Source organism: Mesorhizobium sp. 113-1-2, assembly GCF_016756475.1.
Lineage (GTDB): Bacteria > Pseudomonadota > Alphaproteobacteria > Rhizobiales > Rhizobiaceae > Mesorhizobium > Mesorhizobium loti_C.
This window is the reverse complement of the sequence record NZ_AP023242.1, coordinates 3,579,840-3,594,732: the sequence shown is the minus strand read 5'-3', so window position 1 is coordinate 3,594,732 and position 14,893 is coordinate 3,579,840. Positions and strand designations below refer to the sequence as shown.

The following is a 14,893-nucleotide window of genomic DNA, read 5'->3' as shown; positions in this document are numbered from 1 at the left end:
CCGAGAATGACGAAGTGGAAGTTACCGAAACGCCCCCAGCGGATCGCTCTGCCCCGCCGGCCGCCGCGCCGCCTTGAACTCCGCCGGATCGACCACCGCCTCGCGCAGCATCATCACGCCATAGCGGGTCGCCGCCATCAGGTCGTCGCGCAGTTTTACAACCTGGCCGTCCTTGCGATGGTAGAGGCGAAACTCCTCGAACCAGTCGGCGAGCGTCGAAAACACCTTGAAGCGGCCGGATTGCATGCGGTCGAGCATCTCCATCAACCCTGCTTCGACCGAGACCGAACCGTCGGCAAATTGCGCGTGGCGCGACAGCATGTTCAGCCCGTACGCGGCATATTGTTTGGCGAGCGCCACACCCGCCCCTTCCAGCGTTTCACGACGGCCGTCGCGCGGCCAGGCGAAGGGCAGCCATTCGCCCCAGGGTTTCAGGGTCAGCGTCTGCATGGCCGGCGTCTGCTGCGAGGCCCGCACTGCCTTGGTGACATAGACGACATCGGCCTCCGTATCCCAGGCAAGCTCGACGGCGGCGGAAGGGTGGTCCCAGCCGAAATCGAGCGCGCCGATGCGCGGCCAGTAGCGCGGCAGCCGGAACGGCTCGCAGGCAATCAGCGCCTCGGCCACCGGAAAGATGCGGCCAGAACCCAGCACCGGAATGCCCCGGGCGCGCGCCTCGCGCTCATGCGCTGGATAGGCGGCGACGATCGCCGCGCGCTCTTGCACCGAATAATGCGCGGCATCGTCGATGGTCATGAAGGTGACGTGACGGGACATATTAGCCTGTCCTAATTACCTGCCGTGACGAGCTATTGCCATTGATAATACTGTTCATCAATGCGAAGTAGCTGATGACTCGGGGGAGATACATGATCCGCATAGCAATCGTTGTGGCCATTGCAGCCAGTGCATCAGCATGCCAGTCGAACGTTCCATACGATACAAGTAAGCAGACCTGCAAGATGTACGATCTCCACGGGTACCAACACAAAGTTTGTGCCCCGGACACACCGAACAAGGTATGCAATGTCTGGTTCAATCCAATTTCGGGCGACGAAAGGATATGGTGCCAACCGCTCACCCGGAAAGCGACCGATCCCAAGGCCCGCGCCAGACAGCTTGCGGGCAGCCAATACCCCTGATTCGACTTCAATCAGCTTTTTTGACGCTCAGACCTGATCAGCCGATGCGAACGTCACGGGGGCGGCGCTGCTTGAGCAAGTCCTGGTGTGGCCCGCCGCGCGCGAGGCGCTGCATGAAGGCTCGGAACGGGCGCTGGCAGGTTTCGGCGAAGATGAAGTGGCGACGCTGCTGGGTTTGCTCAGGCGGCTGAACGAAAACCTCGATCGGATGGTGGCGCGGGAGACGGAGTGAATAAGTTCAGAACCCGAGTTACCAGACCCGCTTAGCTCTTATACCCCTCGTTCAGACAATCATTCTTCCAGGCCCAGTCGAAGTCGGCCCGAGACATGGACTGGCCCATGCCCGGCTCGACAAACGGACCGGCGGTGTTGTCGATATAGACGATGAAGCGCGCCTCCTTGGTGAAGGTGCCAACCTTGGCGGTGATGACGCCGCAGGTCTGGCCGGACGAACTGTCGCCGGTAAGCTGGACATGTGAGAATGTGGCGGAAGGATCGCTCACCAGACTGCGCATCTTGCCTTCGGCGGCGGTGATTGCATCGGCGCGCCAATCGCCGCTTCCGGTGCAGGCTGAAAGCAGGGCAGAGAGCAGGAGCAGTTTTGCGATTTGGCGCATGTCAGACCTCAAACGTCGCGCCGGACGCTACTCGACCACCGGTTGCTGCAAAAGCGGCATTGCAAATCATGGTTTCGCGGCGGTTCACCCCTTCGCCAACTTTTCCACCTCCCCCGCCGACAAAAACAGCAGCACCACATCGCTCATGCCAAGCAGCGGCGTGAAGGTGACGATCGTAATCCCGCCCGTCGCGTTGGTGCGGGTCAGGCCTTCGGAATAGATGTCGAGTGGCGGTTCCTCGTCGAACCAGACGCCGTGCAGCGTCTCGCCCTGCCATTTCTCGCGGCCCTTCTCGAAGCTCTTGAACGACAGCACGCTCTCGCCGGCCTGCACGTCGCCGCCGCCGCCATGGCGCACCACGACGCTGTCGAGCGCGCCCGGCGCGCCGCGGCCCATGATGGTGTCGACAATGGCATCCGCCGGGATCATGCCGGTGCCCCAGGCCGCCTGCTGCTGCGGCGGGCCGACCAGCACGCGCTGCGGGTTGTCACGCGTGCCCTCGCCGGTCACGCCGGCGGCCCACAGCCGCACCGGCGTGTCGAAAACCTTGCCTTGCCACCACTGGGGATAGCGGCCGGTGAGATGCATCGCCCATTCCGCGCCGCCGGCCCTTGTCTTGCCGAGCTGGTTGCCGGCCATGAACAGCCTTTCGCGGTTGACCGCCCCTGCCGCGTGAAATTCGGCCTGGCGCTCATAGGGCTTATACGCCGCCAGCTGGTTTGTGCGTCTGCGGCGGTCAAGCTCCGCCAGCAGCGCCAGATATTCCGTCTTCGCGGTGATCGGCGGGCTCTTCGAGGAACGGTTTGACGATGGCTTCGAGGCTGCGGATACGGCTGCGGATCTCTTCATCGCTCAGGGCATCCAGATGGTTGATGGCGCCATCGAAATCTTTGGGCAAGACGGACAGCACGATCTTCAGATACTGGTCCGGCTTGTCGGCCCGCACCTCGGCGATGACGCCGGCGCCATACGCGCGGAAGTCCGCACGCACGGCGGCAAGAAAATCATCGCCCAGCGTCTTCTTCGTCCGCTTGGGACGGGGTTTTTGCGCAGCCGCCGAACTGGCGGCGGGCTTGCGCCTTGCTGGCCTCGCCTTGCCGCGCGTCGGCCTCTCGGCGGTGTCATCAGCCATCGACCTGGTCCATCGTCTCTGCAGCGACTTCGCTGGCCGCCCTGCCCGCCTTCGGCATCGATCCGGCCGGCTTCCTCGATCGGATTTTTTTCTTCGCCCGCTTGGCGCGCTTCGGCTTTGCCGCCGCGGCAGGTTTCGCGGCACCAGCGCGTTTTGCCACGCTGGCCTGCGCCTTGAGCCGCGCCAAGACGAGACCGATGGCCTGGCCGCCGATGCCGGCTTGCGGAAAACCAAAGCCACCGGCCGCGTCCCGCACCATGCCGATCAGCACGCCGGGCGCGACCAACTCGACCCGGCCCAGACGCGGCTGCGGCGCTGCCCCCTCGAACGCGCCAATGGCGCTGACGATTTCGGCGCCGTCATCGTCGGTGATGATTGTGGCGTAGCGTGTGGGCATCAGAGTTTCTCGCGGAGTGGATCGTCAGATGAAGGCAGCGCTCTACGACGCCCCCCTCTGTCCTGCCGGACATCTCCCCCACAGGTGGGGAGATTGGCAGCTTTGGCGGCAGCGCTTTTCCTGCAACGTCGGCAATTAGCGAAAGCCGAGATAACGGCTGATCTCCCCCCTTGTGGGGGAGATGTCCGGCAGGACAGAGGGGGGCGCTGTCCCGCCAACGTATAAGTTGGCGGCCGGGCGGATTGGCTGACAAGGCGCCAGAAACACAAAACCCACCTCGGCGGCGGGTCGTTGGCGCAAATCAGCACCATGGACAAATATGTAGCATGGCTGCCCTCACCCGGTCAACGATTTTCTGAGAAAATATTCCTATCCCATCTTCCCGCGCCAAGGCGAAGACGCAATCGGCATCGCTCCGGGAGCGCGCTAAAAAACAAAAACCCGCCTCGCGGCGGGTCATCGGCGCAAATCAGCACCATGGGTAAAATGATAGCACGACTGCCCTCACCCGACAACCGCAGCAGCACCACCGCCGGCCCGAAACCCGCATTGGCTAGCCGGCTTTTCATCGGCCGGCAGCTGTGGGATCATCAGAAGAAGCTCATGGAATGATTCGCGTCGCACGGCCTTTTAGGAGAGGACGATGGACAGACCGGCCATGGCATCCGTGTTCAGGATGCGGCATGCTCCAGCCTCGGTTTCCGGTGTGCGCAGCACCGGTCAGGGCCAGGCTGATCCGATCATCCGCGTGAACTCGCTTGGCGACGCGATCCGTTTCGTCGCCAACGCCTACCCTAACTACGACATCAGCGCCGTGGCCATAGATTGCGGCGATCCGTCCATCCCTCGCCTCGGCAGCCTGGAGGTCAAGGCGGTGTGGCGCGAATATGGCGAGCGCCTGACGCAGGAATAGAACACGGTCCCGAAAGGTGGAATCCGGCTTCGTCCACGCCATTGCTCGATAGCGTTACGGAAAGCGTCTTCGCGCTTTTGCCGTCGCGATGGTTTTGCCGCTGCCATCGAGCGCCTTCACCGATATCTCGTACATATGCGGCCTGGGTGGACAGGGTCCGCGATAGCTGAACGCTCCATAGGGCAAGGTTTTCTGGCCGCCGAAGGCCACGGTGCCGCCGCCATGCTTGAAGTCGGGCGCGTCCGTATCGACCATCTTGAACGCCAGCGTCTTCGTCCCGGCGGGAACGCCGGAAAGCGTGATCGGCGGCGACTTCGGATCAAAACACTTGACCGTCGGACCCCATTCGAAGTTCATCGCCATGTCGGCGGACGCGGCCGTCGTCATCGCCACGGCAAAACCAAAGGCTGGTACAAGACGCAAAACGACCTCCCTGCTTCGCACCCGGCCCTGGCGATCATAGTCTCTTTTCGCACGCAAGGCATCGCGGCGAGGCTCGCGACCGACGGGCAAGACGCCCGCGAGCCGGCCAAATTGGCTTGCGCACCGGATCGGAAACGCCGCTGGCGCGTTTTAGCTTTGGTCAATGGAGGGAACAATCGCCATGAACGTCGCCAACCTGCAACTCGAAGGTCTGCTGATGGCCGTCGCATCGATCAACCACGTGCTGGTTCGCAAGGGGGTGCTGACATCGGAGGAGATCGACATCGCGCTGCGCAAGGCCGAAGCCAGCGAAACCGGTGAGGAGCGATCCAATGGCATGTCGGCGTCAAGCCGCGACGCCGTCAATTTCCCGATCCGGCTGCTGGAACTCGCCAACCAGTGCCAGCCCGAGGCCGACATGCCGTCCTTCTCGAAACTGGCGCGCATGGTCGGCCAGATGAAGGAGCCTTACAACGATCAGCTGTGAGGCCTGGAGCTTTCGAGCATTTGAGGCCGGCCAGCACTGTGTGTAGAATTTTTTGTGCCTATCCGTTTTCATGTGCCTTCGCCTATAACCGCCAAATGCCCGGAACATTCCGCCTCCTATGCAGCCCGACGACCAGCTTCAGCGCCTGATCGACGATTGCTACGCGGCGTTTGCACCTTATCCGCGGCCGCATGCCATGCACGCCTCGCCATTGCGCGATCCCGTCGCGCTGCTGAAGACGCTGAGCTCCGCCCCGTTGCGAGAATTGACCGGCGAGCAAATCGGCCCTTATGCCGGTTACGCCATGACGACCGTCGGCGATCTTGATGACTACAAGCACTTTTTGCCGCGCATCCTCGAGCAGGCTGTCCTTGAGCGGCAATGGACTGGCACCGAACCACCGATCATTGCCGAGCGTTTGAAGAGGGGTAAGTGGCTGGAGTGGCCGGCGCATGAACCGGCTGCGATCCGGGCGCTGTTTGCCGGCGCTTGGTCGCGGGCCCTTCAGGAAGATCCTGATGAGGAGGAAGCCGACAGCTGGATTTGCGGCACCGCCTGTCTCGATCTCGATCTGGAGGCGATGCTGGAGAAATGGCTTGCCGCACCGTCGATCAGCGCCTCGCTGCAGCTCGCCAACTTCATGCAGACCGGTGCAAAATTCGTGTTCGAGAACGACACCACCGAGCGCGCCTTCTGGGGCTATGTGGACGAAGTGAAAATCCACCAGATGCGGCGTTGGCTGCTTGGCCAGCCGGTGCATCAGCTGTTGCTGACGGCACGCGGCCGCACCCCGCCTTCCCGTCTGTGGTTGATCGACAAAGGGCTGGAGGCGCTGGCGTCATTCGGCCCGGCCAGACTGCATTAGCAGCCTGGCACGGACCTCATCGCCCTCGCCGAGCATGTCCCGATCCTGGTCGAGGTAGAAATTCCCTGCAAGTCAAACCATTGGCCCAACACTATTCGTCGGCGTGATGTATCGAATGTCTTGCCGATGTCACCAAGTTTTGCTTGGTTGCGGCTGATTGCTGCCTGGTGATTTCTTGGGGGGACACATGAGATTTGAACCGCGCTTTGGCGCCTTGTTGCTTGGCGCCGTCATGCTCGCCGGCTGCACAACCGTCAGCGAGGGCGAGTTCAACAACGCCCAGGCAGTCCTCAGCGGCAGCCCGGCGATCAAGGCCAAAGTCACCAGGGAATGCATTGCCGACCAGGCGACACTGCCGCTGGCCGAGAGAAAAACCCTCGCTGACGTCGCCAATGTCAGCCTGGAACGCCTGCCGGCAACATTCTGCAATCGCCTTTGGAATGCCGTCGCCAGAGGACGCATAACCTATGCCGACTACCGCAATCTTTCGTCGCCATCGGCTGACAGCAGCAAGGTGATCAAAGTCCTGCAGGGCCGCTAGCCGGCCTTCGGCCCGGCCTGGCTACAAAGGTCGCCTGGCTCGGGCCCGACGCTGTCGCTACGCCCTGCCAGGCCAGCCCAGATTCAGCGTCAGCGTCCGTCCCGGCCCGTGCACGGCGGCGAACAGCAGTCCGGCCAGGAACGAAAAATGGTCGACGAAGAAGCCGAACTCGGCCTGGTTGCCGGCCCAGTGGCTGGGGCCGTGGAAGGCAAAGCCCAGGAACAGCACATAGGCAGCCGCGACGAGAGCCGCCTGGGTGAAGAAGGCGCCGCTCAGGAAACACAGCACCAGCGCCACCTCCAGGATCGCCGCGCACCAGGCAAGGAAGAGCGGGAAAGGAAAGCCGGCGGCGGCGATGAAGCCTGCGGTGGCACCCATGCCCATGAACTTGAAGGTCACCGCCATCAGGAAGACGGCGGCGAAGATCAGGCGGGCGATGAGCAGGGCCGCGGTCTGCCACGGCGATTGAGTGATATCCGGCATGCTGTCTCTCCAGGGTTTGCAATGGATGTCGACCCAAGGACGAGCGACCCCGCGCAGTTCCGACACCGGTCTGAAATTTTTGCACGAAAGCCATGCCGCGCTGGATCTCGGCACCGGTCCGGCGCTCACAGGACGCCGTGGCCGGGGCTCCAACCTTGCCGCGGCCTGCCCCGAAAGCTACCTTCACAAGGGGCGCTTGATCAGTTTGTGAGGAGAGCAAGCCTATGGCGACGGTCCGGTATCTCGTCAGCGATGTCGAGTTGGCGATAGCATTCTACACCAGGCATCTCGGCTTCGTGCTGCGGCAGCAGTTCGGTCCGGCGATGGCCATCCTGAGGCGCGACGACCTGACGTTCTGGCTTGCCGGCCCGACGGCGTCGGCGGCGAGACCGATGCCGGATGGCAGGACGCCGGAACCGGGCGGATGGAACCGCATCGTGCTGGAGGTGGAGGACCTCGCGGCGCTCATCGTCCGGATGCGCGAGGCCGGCGTGCCGTTCCGCAACGAGATTGTCGACGGCCCCGGCGGCCGCCAGATCCTTTGCGAGGATCCGTCCGGCAACGTCGTCGAGCTTTTTGAAGCAAGAGCATGATCCCTGCCCGAAATCCGTTCGCTTGCCTTGGCTTGCGCCTTGGCGCTGTCGGCGCGGCGCTCCCGCGCCGGCGAAATCGGATTATTCGGTTTGCCGGCTGATGGTATGATCGCCCCCGCCCACGGGGAGGGAATCAAACATGGCCAAAACCTTGACCATCGGCGCGCCGCAGCATCCGGCAATGAGCGCCGCCTATGAACTGGACTGCCGGGAGATGCTCGTCCCCCATCTCGACGCGCTGTTCGACGAGGTCGAGGCGGCCGGCCGGGATCGCTGCCAGGCCGCCCCGGCGCTCATGTACCTCGCCGCCAGGCGGCTGACGCCGGCCTGACGCCAAGGCGCCCGCCGGGGCGTTCACGAACAATTAATGATCCTGAAACTTGTCCGTAACCAGCAACGTGATACCGTAAGCTGGGGCTAATGCACAGGTCCGTCCTGTGCAGCTATTGGGGTGGGTTGGGTTTTGGGCGCGAGCGTCAAGTTCGGGACGATGTCCTATATGGTCCGGTCTACGGTCCTCGAGTGCAATGGCTGCGGCGGCACCGGGCAGGTTTTCCAATGCCCGCGCTGGACAAGCTCAAACGGCCTTTGCTGTCCCGCCGGCACCCACCAGCGCGGCTGTCCTGGCGCCAGCGCGCCTTGCGCCGATTGCGCCGAAACCGGCCAGCACGGCGCCGGCCTGGCCCATTCGGCCTGACAGGCGGCTTGCGATCCGCGTCGGCCGGGCCTCATCCGACGCCCGCCATGGAACCAGTACCGCCGATCGCTGTTATGTCTGATCGTGGCATCCTATATAGCGATGTCCGCACGACCGTGCGGCTGACAGAAAGCGAGGCACGCCATGCCCGACGACAAATCCAAGATCAAGCAGGACCGCAAGCTGGTTTCGAGCGAGGAGACCTATGAGGTCGCCGCCTTCGCGCGCAAATACGGCATCCCGCAGAGCGAAGCTCAGACCATCATCAAGCGCTACGGCCCGTCGCGCAAGAAGCTCGACAACCACATGGCCGCGCGCGGATAGAAGCCGCGAGCCGCAACCATTTCGCCATTATGGCGTTGATGGATGCTGCGGGCCGCGTCAGCCCGGTTGGTGTTTGCCAGCCGGGCTCGGCGGCACCACGAACAGGACATCTTTCCTGGTTTCTGGCCAACGAAATGGCAGATGAGCCTCTGTCCCGCCCGGCCCGTAGCGTGCCAGACTGACGAGAGCCAGACCGAGGGAGGGCCGCGATCATGTCCGACACCACACGCAGGACCGGCAGTTGCCTGTGCGGCGGCGTGCATTTCGTCGTCACAGGCCAGCCGACGCGGGTCGGCCTCTGCCACTGCAAGGACTGCCGCAAGGCGGGCGGCTCGGTCTATTCGGCCTTCGCCATCTGGCCGCGCGACGCCTTCGAAACATCGGGCGAAGTCGCCAGCTACGGCACGCGCAGCTTCTGCCCGACCTGCGGCGGCCGCGTCGCCTGGATCGGCGATGATGAGGTCGAGGTAATGCTTGGCAGCCTCGACGTCGCGCCAACCGACCTGGAGCCGCAATATGAATTGTGGACCAGCCGCCGCGAGACCTGGCTGCATGCCTTGCCCGGCACCGAACAGTTCGAGCATGACCGGCCCATCCCGGAAGACGCCGTTCCGCCGCCGCCGAGGCCTTTGTCGGACGCCGTCGCTCACGATTGAAAATTGATCTTTTCGGGCCTGGAACCCTCCCCTGCCGGCGACGTTATCCGGCGCCCCTTGCGAGTGCGTTGTTTCACAACCGCTGTTCGCTCCTGGGGCGACATGCCACGGAGACTTCCGTTGAACGACAAGATGTTCCCCCGACCGATCCGCCTGAAATTTGCCCCCGAGCGAGAGCGCGTTGTGCGCAGCGCCTGGGAGGGGCTGGAATGCCTCGGCGACTGGCCGGCCGGCCGAGGCCGGCGATACCAGGCGGCGCTGCGCTGCTGTCGCGATGCACTGGACGGCTGGACGCCGCCGGAAAAGGCGATGCGGGCGATGATCGACGCCGCACGCGAAGCCCACATCCTCCAATAGCGGGAAAAGCCCGGTAGCGGAAAACCCAGGAGCGGGAAAGACAATGGCCGATGTGATGCTATCTACTCCGGTGCGGGTCAAGCCGCATGGCTCCGACACGATCCGCGAGGTGGCGACCCTTCAGGACGCCAGCGAAATCCTGATCGACTGGCCGCATGCCAGCCGCGGCCCCTTCTACCAGGCGGCGCGCGAAAAGATCGAGGCGGCGCTGGAAAACAAGGACGGCGCGGCTCAGGCACAGGAGGCTTTCACGGCGCTGTGCGATCACGCCGGCCTGCTGGTCCGCTGATCGAGACCGCCGGCCGGCGCCATCTTGCGTCTCTGTTGTTTGGATCCTCTATTGCCTGGGCGGCTGGGCCGGCACTTCGCCGGGCTTGATCACCGGTGTCTTGCCTTGGTCGGGCGCTGGCGCGGCCATGCCCTGATCGCCGGTGGCCGGCGGCTTCAGCACCCCGCCGCAATCGTTGAGCTTTTCGCTCAGATTGCCGCCGCCGGACTGCTGCTTGTCGCCTTGATCCGTCTCGACCCGGCAGTTGTCGACCTGCTGGGCCGGGTTCTGCTCCGTCTGCGCCGCGGCCGGCCCGGCCAGGGCCAGCATCAGGGACGCGATGGCGAGAGGTTTCATCTCGGCCTCCTTTCCTTGCATGCCGCCCGCGGCGGCCTTCCTTCGCGGGGACAACGCCTGACGGCCCAAAAGGTGGCGGCAAAAAAGGCTGGCCGCCTTCTCCCGGCGGCGTGACACCTCCGGCCGCTATGCGTAGCGGAGGCGCCGTGGAAACGGTCCTAACTGTCCGGTGCCCGGGTCATGTCCCCCTCGCCCCCTTCGGCCGGAGCAACAGGCGGTTCGGTCCTTTGCGGGCACGCCTCGTAGCGGTGGTCGCGGCCGCCGCAGAAGGAACAGCACATGGCTTCGCGGCCCTCGTCTCCGGGCCACCATTGCGGCGTTTCGTCGGGCTTCCTGCCGTCCATGCCCAGCAATGCGCGACGCGTGGTTTGGTTGCGTCTCGCCCTGCGCAATGCGCGGCCCATCACGGAACCGGCGGACAGGTGGTGGGTTTTGTGGAACAATGAGGCTGAATCAAAACCAAGAGAAACCGTCATGTCCGCTCGCCTTCGAATCCTGTCGATGACCCTGGCCACCGTGCTTGCGGCGCCCGGGCTGGCCGAGGCCCGTCCCGACAGCCGCAGCATGAGCTGTGCTGGGATCCAGGCCATGATCCAGAGCCATCGCGCCGTGGTGCTGACCACCGGCCCGAACACCTATGACCGCTATGTCAGGCAGTTCGGCAATGAATGCGACTGGCCGGAAGTGCCGATGTCGGCCTATATCCCGGCCCGCGACGGACACTGCCCGGTCTACCGCTGCGACGAACCGGTCAACAACTTCCCGAATTGACGCCTCGCCGTACTAACGGCATAACCATCCGAGCTTCTCCCGCTTCGTCTAATGGTAGGACAGCGCCCTTTGAAGGCGTGAATCGTGGTTCGAGCCCATGAGCGGGAACCAGAAAAATCAGATCGCTGGATTCCAAATCTTCCTTTCTGTCGAATACCCACTGAATAAACGCGTGCGAATTGCCTGAGGGATAGCCGCCTCGCAGGCGCCCACCGTATTTGTGGTCCGGGTCACGGGCCCGGCTTCCGCGATCACACCATAGGCCAACGCGGCAACTTGGTTCACAGTACAACCACAAGCGGTCGATTCCTTCGGGATGTAGCCACTTGAAAAGCCCGCCGCAGGTCGCTCCTGTGGCGGGCTTTTCCTATTGGGACCAAGGTCTTAGGTGGCTCCATGCAAAGGTCTGACGTAACCGCTTTGGTTCCGGTATCGTCCATTGGATGTTCCATTACTTTAGTCAATCGCAATATATGGATGAAGGCTTGGCTGACCCGCCGCCCCATTCACGGCGGCGACGGGCGCCCCTAGGGATCGCGGGACTTGCCGCCACCTATGTTCCGAGGCTTCCCTGGCGGGCGCCTCAACGCTCCTTTGGCTTCGGCGTGATCTCCTCGACCCGCACCTTGTCGCCAATCTCTTTCGCCAGGGCGAAAGCCTTGGTTTTGTCCTTCGTGGTCAGGACCGTACGCCACATCGGTTTTTCAAAGACGCTCACGACATAGGTTGTGGCCGGCTTTTCAGTCATCGATGGCTCTCACCTCCTTCATTTGAATGCTTCAGTTATATTAGCGGTACCGCATATAATGATCAGCCGGCAGCAGCCCCACGCCGGTTAGGCCCGGCGCACTGCTTTCCCAACGAAGTGTGCGCCGGGCCGCCCCAAGTCGGGCCGGCAAAGCTCGCGATCTCGGCCAGAGGTGCGCGAGCCGATCGGAGACCCGATCTTCAGCAGGGGATGCCCCTGCCCTGCTGACAACAACAACTATTAGAGATGACTAATGTTCCATCAAGCCGGTTCCGATCGAACGGACCGGCGCCCGCAGCCCGCGGGACCATCGGATGCCTTCGCCGCCGACAGCTCCCCTCAGCCTCGCGCGACAGTGGCCGGCAGAGATGGAACCGTGCGCTGACGCGGGCGTTATTGTCCTCACGCAGTCGAGGTTCCAATGCAAACCGCTTGGTTTTCCAAACCCGTGGTGGTTTCGGTCGGTGTGGCCGGTGCCACCCGCAACTTGTCCAACACACAGCAGGCCATCGAATTGCTGACGACACACTGGCGCGACGCCGGCAGCCTCAAACATCAATCCGCGTTGCGCGCCTGCCGCCGCGCGACAAGCGGCGAGGTGCCTGCCGATATCGCCAGGGAGGCTTTCATCGAGGCGGCGCGCGAGGCACACATACTGGTCGAGTAGGTCGAGCCGCATTCACGGACTGCAACCATCGTTCACAATTTCGTGATCGACGGAACCGTCTGAAACGGCGAGCGTTTTTTTGCAGGCGTCTTTTTGTCAGGCAACATCAGGAGGCGTTTATGCGCATCATGAACCTCGTCACGCTCGCTCTCATCATCCTTGGCGGTCTCAACTGGCTGTCCATGGGTGTGACCGGCTATGACGTAATCGGCACAGCCCTTGGGGGCGCCATGCTGGCCCGCCTGGCCTATCTGATCATAGGCCTTGCAGCCATATGGCAGCTCATGCCGGGCTTCCAGAGCTTCACCCTTGGAGAAGTCGATGCCGAAAGGCATCTCCCGCATCATCGGTGACTGGTAAGCCGGGGGCGGCGGAAAACCCGCCGCCCCACGGGGGGGCATTCAGATGCCAAAACCCGGCGCGGCGTCGGCATCGGCATCGACGCCGGCTTGCGGCACGATAATCGATGCCAGCGGCGCGCTGAGGCGCCAGTGGAGACGGCCGGGCGAGCGCTCCAGTTCGGCTGAACCGCCCAGCGACTGCGGCGCCACCCGCTGCAGGACGACAGTGCCGAACCCCTTGCGTGTGATCTCATCGCCGTTGCTGCCCGGACGAGGCGTGGATGTTTCGGTCCAGAGCATCTGGAATTCACGCCCGCCAGAACCCTGGGCACCTGCACTCCGGGCGCCGGCCCCTTGGACGCTGGCACCCTGGGCGCCGGAACCGATCGTCCAGGTGATCTCGACCCGGCCGTCTTCGCTGCCCAATGCGCCATATTTGGACGAGTTCGTGCCGAGCTCATGGAAGGCCATGCCGAGATTCTGCACGGCATTCGACTGCAGCGTCAGGACCGGACCCGAGAGCAGGATCTGCTCCTCGCGGCCGAACGGCTTCAAATGTTCCTGGATCAGGTCGAACAGGCTGGCGCCGGCCCATTCCGAGGTGACGAGCAGGTCGTGCGAGCGCGACAGCGCCATGATGCGGGCGCGGATCAGTTCCTCGAACTCACGCGGGTCGCTGGAGCGCTTGCTCGTTTCCCTGACCATCGACAGGATGACCGCGAACTGGTTCTTGACGCGATGGTTGACCTCCCGCATCAAGAGCCTGATGCGGCGCTCGCTCTCCTTGGCGGCGGAAATGTCGCGGGCGATCTTCGAGGCGCCGACGATCTCGCCATTGGCGTTCTTGATCGGCGAAACCGTCAGCGAGACGGAAATAAGCGCGCCGTCCTTGCGCCTTCGCGTCGTCTCATAGCTCGCCACCCGCTCGCCGGCGCGAACCCTGCGGATGATCTCGGTCTCCTCGCCCTTGAGGTGATCGGGGATGAGCATGAGGATGGACTGGCCCACCGCCTCGTCGGCGCTGTAGCCGAACATGCGCTCGGCTGCCAGGTTCCAGCTGGTGATGATGCTGTTCAGATCCTTGCTGATGATGGCATCGAAAGACGAATCGACAATCGCCGCGAGCCGTCCGTCGGCGAGCATGTCCAGCCTGTTACTGCCCTTGGTATCGGTCATCGCCGCCCGGAATTCCGCCATCACCATTAGCTAGCGCGCTGGCGGCTCAAGGCAATCGCCCGGGGAAAAATTGCTGCGGGCGACGCGCGATGAGGCAGCGCATCATGCCGAACGCCTCATCGGCCGGCCGGCTTCGCGCCTTCGGCGTCAGGCAGCACGCCGAACTCCTGCGACTTGACGCCTTGCTCGGCCGTCAGGAATCCGTCCGAGGAAAGACCGCGCCGCAGCAGTTCCCTGACCGCCGCCGAGCGGCTTGGCATGCGCCTTTCGAAGCGCCAGTTTTCCAGCGCCGCCAATTCGTCTGTGGTGAGCATGATCTGCAGTCGTTCGGGGCGTTCGAGTTCAGCCATGTGCGCGCTCCTCGCTCAGGACTAAAAATACAGTGAGTTAGTATCTAACTCATTTGGCTTATAATTAGGATAGCGCTCATTACGCGTCAAGACCGGCCAGTGAGCGCTCCCCGCATCAAACTCATGATGCGTATCGAACGCCTGAAACACATTCCTGTAACTACCCTAACTAACTGATTTTATTTGGATATTATGAAATTTTCACTTGCCATGCCGACGCGCCGGGCGCATGCTCCAAGCTGAACAGAAAACCGTTCCCTTTGGGAGGTTTCGATGCGGTACGATTACTCCACGCGCCTGCGCGATGACGTCAATTCAGCGGCCGAGAGGGCATTCAAGACGGCAGGCATCATCAACATCACGGCGACGGCCGAACAGGTCAGGGTCCGGAATCTGGCCGAGAACGTCGCCCTCGAGGACATAGAGTATCTGGTTCTCCAGGCTGCCCAGCTGCTTGGCGCGGCAATCGAATTCGACGCCTTGAGCAATGGGTTGGCGCTGCCAGGAAATGGCATTGATGCTGAGGAACCTGCGATCGGCGCGCCCACCTTCTCACAGCCGGTCTCGATCCAGTAGTGCCGCTCTGAC

The 14,893-nt window shown here is 63.2% G+C and carries 28 protein-coding genes and 1 tRNA gene; 17 read left to right on the top strand and 12 right to left on the bottom strand.

What is annotated here, in order from left to right; translation table 11 throughout:
- Positions 1-21 precede the first annotated feature (21 nt).
- Positions 22-777 carry a phage terminase large subunit family protein gene (locus tag JN279_RS17420; RefSeq protein ID WP_096447813.1) on the bottom strand — a complete coding sequence of 252 codons (756 nt, stop codon included), beginning with the start codon at positions 775-777 and terminating at the stop codon, positions 22-24.
- 450 nt (positions 778-1,227) lie between these two features.
- On the opposite strand from JN279_RS17420, the gene JN279_RS17415 reads away from it, so the two are divergent.
- Entirely contained in the window at positions 1,228-1,374 is a 147-nt protein-coding gene (locus tag JN279_RS17415) for a hypothetical protein (RefSeq protein WP_202353470.1), read from the top strand.
- 31 nt (positions 1,375-1,405) lie between these two features.
- Here the strand turns inward: JN279_RS17415 and JN279_RS17410 are convergent, their stop codons facing one another.
- From JN279_RS17410 to JN279_RS17395, 4 genes are all read right to left on the bottom strand, one after another.
- The gene (locus JN279_RS17410) at positions 1,406-1,759 is read right to left on the bottom strand and encodes a hypothetical protein (protein ID WP_096447815.1); all 354 of its coding nucleotides are present in this window, start codon (positions 1,757-1,759) and stop codon (positions 1,406-1,408) included.
- 84 nt (positions 1,760-1,843) lie between these two features.
- Entirely contained in the window at positions 1,844-2,608 is a 765-nt protein-coding gene (locus JN279_RS17405) for a terminase large subunit domain-containing protein (RefSeq protein WP_096447817.1), read from the bottom strand.
- On the bottom strand, positions 2,496-2,891 hold the full coding sequence (locus JN279_RS17400; protein WP_096447819.1) for a hypothetical protein: 396 nt from the start codon (positions 2,889-2,891) through the stop codon (positions 2,496-2,498). Before JN279_RS17400 ends, JN279_RS17405 begins: the two co-directional genes overlap by 113 nt.
- Positions 2,884-3,288, bottom strand: coding sequence for a hypothetical protein (locus JN279_RS17395; protein ID WP_096447821.1), 405 nt, complete (start codon positions 3,286-3,288; stop codon positions 2,884-2,886). Before JN279_RS17395 ends, JN279_RS17400 begins: the two co-directional genes overlap by 8 nt.
- A 643-nt stretch (positions 3,289-3,931) precedes the next feature.
- Here JN279_RS17395 and JN279_RS17390 point away from each other — a divergent pair.
- A complete protein-coding gene (locus tag JN279_RS17390; protein WP_095205016.1) occupies positions 3,932-4,201 on the top strand; it encodes a hypothetical protein in 270 nt (89 codons plus the stop codon).
- Positions 4,202-4,255: 54 nt separating this feature from the next.
- On the opposite strand, the gene JN279_RS17385 is transcribed toward JN279_RS17390, so the two are convergent.
- Positions 4,256-4,624, bottom strand: a complete 369-nt coding sequence (locus tag JN279_RS17385) for a YbhB/YbcL family Raf kinase inhibitor-like protein (RefSeq protein WP_244734646.1) — start codon at positions 4,622-4,624, stop codon at positions 4,256-4,258.
- A 181-nt stretch (positions 4,625-4,805) separates the two neighbouring features.
- On the opposite strand from JN279_RS17385, the gene JN279_RS17380 reads away from it, so the two are divergent.
- The 3 genes from JN279_RS17380 to JN279_RS17370 all read left to right on the top strand — a co-directional run bounded on the left by JN279_RS17380 (position 4,806) and on the right by JN279_RS17370 (position 6,517).
- The gene (locus tag JN279_RS17380; RefSeq protein ID WP_010910423.1) at positions 4,806-5,111 is read left to right on the top strand and encodes a hypothetical protein; all 306 of its coding nucleotides are present in this window, start codon (positions 4,806-4,808) and stop codon (positions 5,109-5,111) included.
- A gap of 118 nt (positions 5,112-5,229) precedes the next feature.
- Entirely contained in the window at positions 5,230-5,976 is a 747-nt protein-coding gene (locus JN279_RS17375) for a hypothetical protein (protein ID WP_096447828.1), read from the top strand.
- Positions 5,977-6,163: 187 nt separating this feature from the next.
- The gene (locus JN279_RS17370) at positions 6,164-6,517 is read left to right on the top strand and encodes a hypothetical protein (RefSeq protein WP_096447830.1); all 354 of its coding nucleotides are present in this window, start codon (positions 6,164-6,166) and stop codon (positions 6,515-6,517) included.
- A 57-nt stretch (positions 6,518-6,574) separates the two neighbouring features.
- Here JN279_RS17370 and JN279_RS17365 read toward each other — a convergent pair whose 3' ends face one another.
- Complete coding sequence (locus JN279_RS17365; protein ID WP_096447832.1) at positions 6,575-7,000, bottom strand: DoxX family protein; 426 nt, start codon at positions 6,998-7,000, stop codon at positions 6,575-6,577.
- Between JN279_RS17365 and JN279_RS17360 the strand changes: the two genes are divergently transcribed.
- The 7 genes from JN279_RS17360 (at position 6,999) to JN279_RS17330 (ending at position 9,916) form a co-directional block, all read left to right on the top strand.
- Complete coding sequence (locus JN279_RS17360; protein ID WP_202353469.1) at positions 6,999-7,211, top strand: hypothetical protein; 213 nt, start codon at positions 6,999-7,001, stop codon at positions 7,209-7,211. The genes JN279_RS17365 and JN279_RS17360 overlap by 2 nt on opposite strands.
- Before the next feature lie 13 nt (positions 7,212-7,224).
- Positions 7,225-7,593, top strand: coding sequence for a VOC family protein (locus tag JN279_RS17355; RefSeq protein WP_096447836.1), 369 nt, complete (start codon positions 7,225-7,227; stop codon positions 7,591-7,593).
- A gap of 139 nt (positions 7,594-7,732) precedes the next feature.
- Positions 7,733-7,924 carry a hypothetical protein gene (locus tag JN279_RS17350; protein ID WP_096447838.1) on the top strand — a complete coding sequence of 64 codons (192 nt, stop codon included), beginning with the start codon at positions 7,733-7,735 and terminating at the stop codon, positions 7,922-7,924.
- A 510-nt stretch (positions 7,925-8,434) separates the two neighbouring features.
- On the top strand, positions 8,435-8,614 hold the full coding sequence (locus JN279_RS17345) for a DUF3606 domain-containing protein (protein ID WP_027052489.1): 180 nt from the start codon (positions 8,435-8,437) through the stop codon (positions 8,612-8,614).
- A 212-nt stretch (positions 8,615-8,826) separates the two neighbouring features.
- On the top strand, positions 8,827-9,270 hold the full coding sequence (locus tag JN279_RS17340; protein WP_096447840.1) for a GFA family protein: 444 nt from the start codon (positions 8,827-8,829) through the stop codon (positions 9,268-9,270).
- Between the two features lie 120 nt (positions 9,271-9,390).
- Positions 9,391-9,627, top strand: a complete 237-nt coding sequence (locus JN279_RS17335; protein ID WP_095205020.1) for a DUF982 domain-containing protein — start codon at positions 9,391-9,393, stop codon at positions 9,625-9,627.
- 43 nt (positions 9,628-9,670) lie between these two features.
- Positions 9,671-9,916 (top strand): DUF982 domain-containing protein, encoded by a 246-nt coding sequence (locus JN279_RS17330; protein ID WP_096447842.1) that lies wholly within the window; start codon positions 9,671-9,673, stop codon positions 9,914-9,916.
- Between the two features lie 48 nt (positions 9,917-9,964).
- On the opposite strand, the gene JN279_RS17325 is transcribed toward JN279_RS17330, so the two are convergent.
- Together JN279_RS17325 and JN279_RS17320 are read right to left on the bottom strand one after the other, a co-directional pair.
- On the bottom strand, positions 9,965-10,252 hold the full coding sequence (locus JN279_RS17325; RefSeq protein WP_096457525.1) for a hypothetical protein: 288 nt from the start codon (positions 10,250-10,252) through the stop codon (positions 9,965-9,967).
- A gap of 158 nt (positions 10,253-10,410) precedes the next feature.
- Positions 10,411-10,728, bottom strand: coding sequence for a hypothetical protein (locus JN279_RS17320; RefSeq protein WP_096447844.1), 318 nt, complete (start codon positions 10,726-10,728; stop codon positions 10,411-10,413).
- Between JN279_RS17320 and JN279_RS17315 the strand changes: the two genes are divergently transcribed.
- Together JN279_RS17315 and JN279_RS17310 are read left to right on the top strand one after the other, a co-directional pair.
- On the top strand, positions 10,727-11,023 hold the full coding sequence (locus JN279_RS17315) for a hypothetical protein (protein ID WP_244734644.1): 297 nt from the start codon (positions 10,727-10,729) through the stop codon (positions 11,021-11,023). The genes JN279_RS17320 and JN279_RS17315 overlap by 2 nt on opposite strands.
- A 37-nt stretch (positions 11,024-11,060) precedes the next feature.
- Positions 11,061-11,134 (top strand) — tRNA-Gln (locus tag JN279_RS17310).
- 472 nt (positions 11,135-11,606) lie between these two features.
- On the opposite strand, the gene JN279_RS17305 is transcribed toward JN279_RS17310, so the two are convergent.
- Positions 11,607-11,771 carry a hypothetical protein gene (locus tag JN279_RS17305; protein WP_179298282.1) on the bottom strand — a complete coding sequence of 55 codons (165 nt, stop codon included), beginning with the start codon at positions 11,769-11,771 and terminating at the stop codon, positions 11,607-11,609.
- 421 nt (positions 11,772-12,192) lie between these two features.
- Here JN279_RS17305 and JN279_RS17300 point away from each other — a divergent pair, with 421 nt between their 5' ends.
- Both JN279_RS17300 and JN279_RS17295 read left to right on the top strand, forming a co-directional pair.
- Positions 12,193-12,438, top strand: coding sequence for a DUF982 domain-containing protein (locus tag JN279_RS17300; RefSeq protein WP_096447846.1), 246 nt, complete (start codon positions 12,193-12,195; stop codon positions 12,436-12,438).
- A gap of 119 nt (positions 12,439-12,557) precedes the next feature.
- A complete protein-coding gene (locus tag JN279_RS17295; RefSeq protein WP_096447848.1) occupies positions 12,558-12,791 on the top strand; it encodes a DUF378 domain-containing protein in 234 nt (77 codons plus the stop codon).
- A 48-nt stretch (positions 12,792-12,839) separates the two neighbouring features.
- Here JN279_RS17295 and JN279_RS17290 read toward each other — a convergent pair whose 3' ends face one another.
- Positions 12,840-13,955: a sensor histidine kinase gene (locus tag JN279_RS17290; RefSeq protein WP_096457531.1), complete on the bottom strand. Its 1,116-nt coding sequence runs from the start codon at positions 13,953-13,955 to the stop codon at positions 12,840-12,842.
- Between the two features lie 116 nt (positions 13,956-14,071).
- Positions 14,072-14,305, bottom strand: a complete 234-nt coding sequence (locus JN279_RS17285; RefSeq protein ID WP_096447850.1) for a hypothetical protein — start codon at positions 14,303-14,305, stop codon at positions 14,072-14,074.
- Between the two features lie 273 nt (positions 14,306-14,578).
- Here JN279_RS17285 and JN279_RS17280 point away from each other — a divergent pair, with 273 nt between their 5' ends.
- Positions 14,579-14,881 carry a hypothetical protein gene (locus JN279_RS17280; protein ID WP_202353468.1) on the top strand — a complete coding sequence of 101 codons (303 nt, stop codon included), beginning with the start codon at positions 14,579-14,581 and terminating at the stop codon, positions 14,879-14,881.
- Positions 14,882-14,893 lie beyond the last annotated feature (12 nt).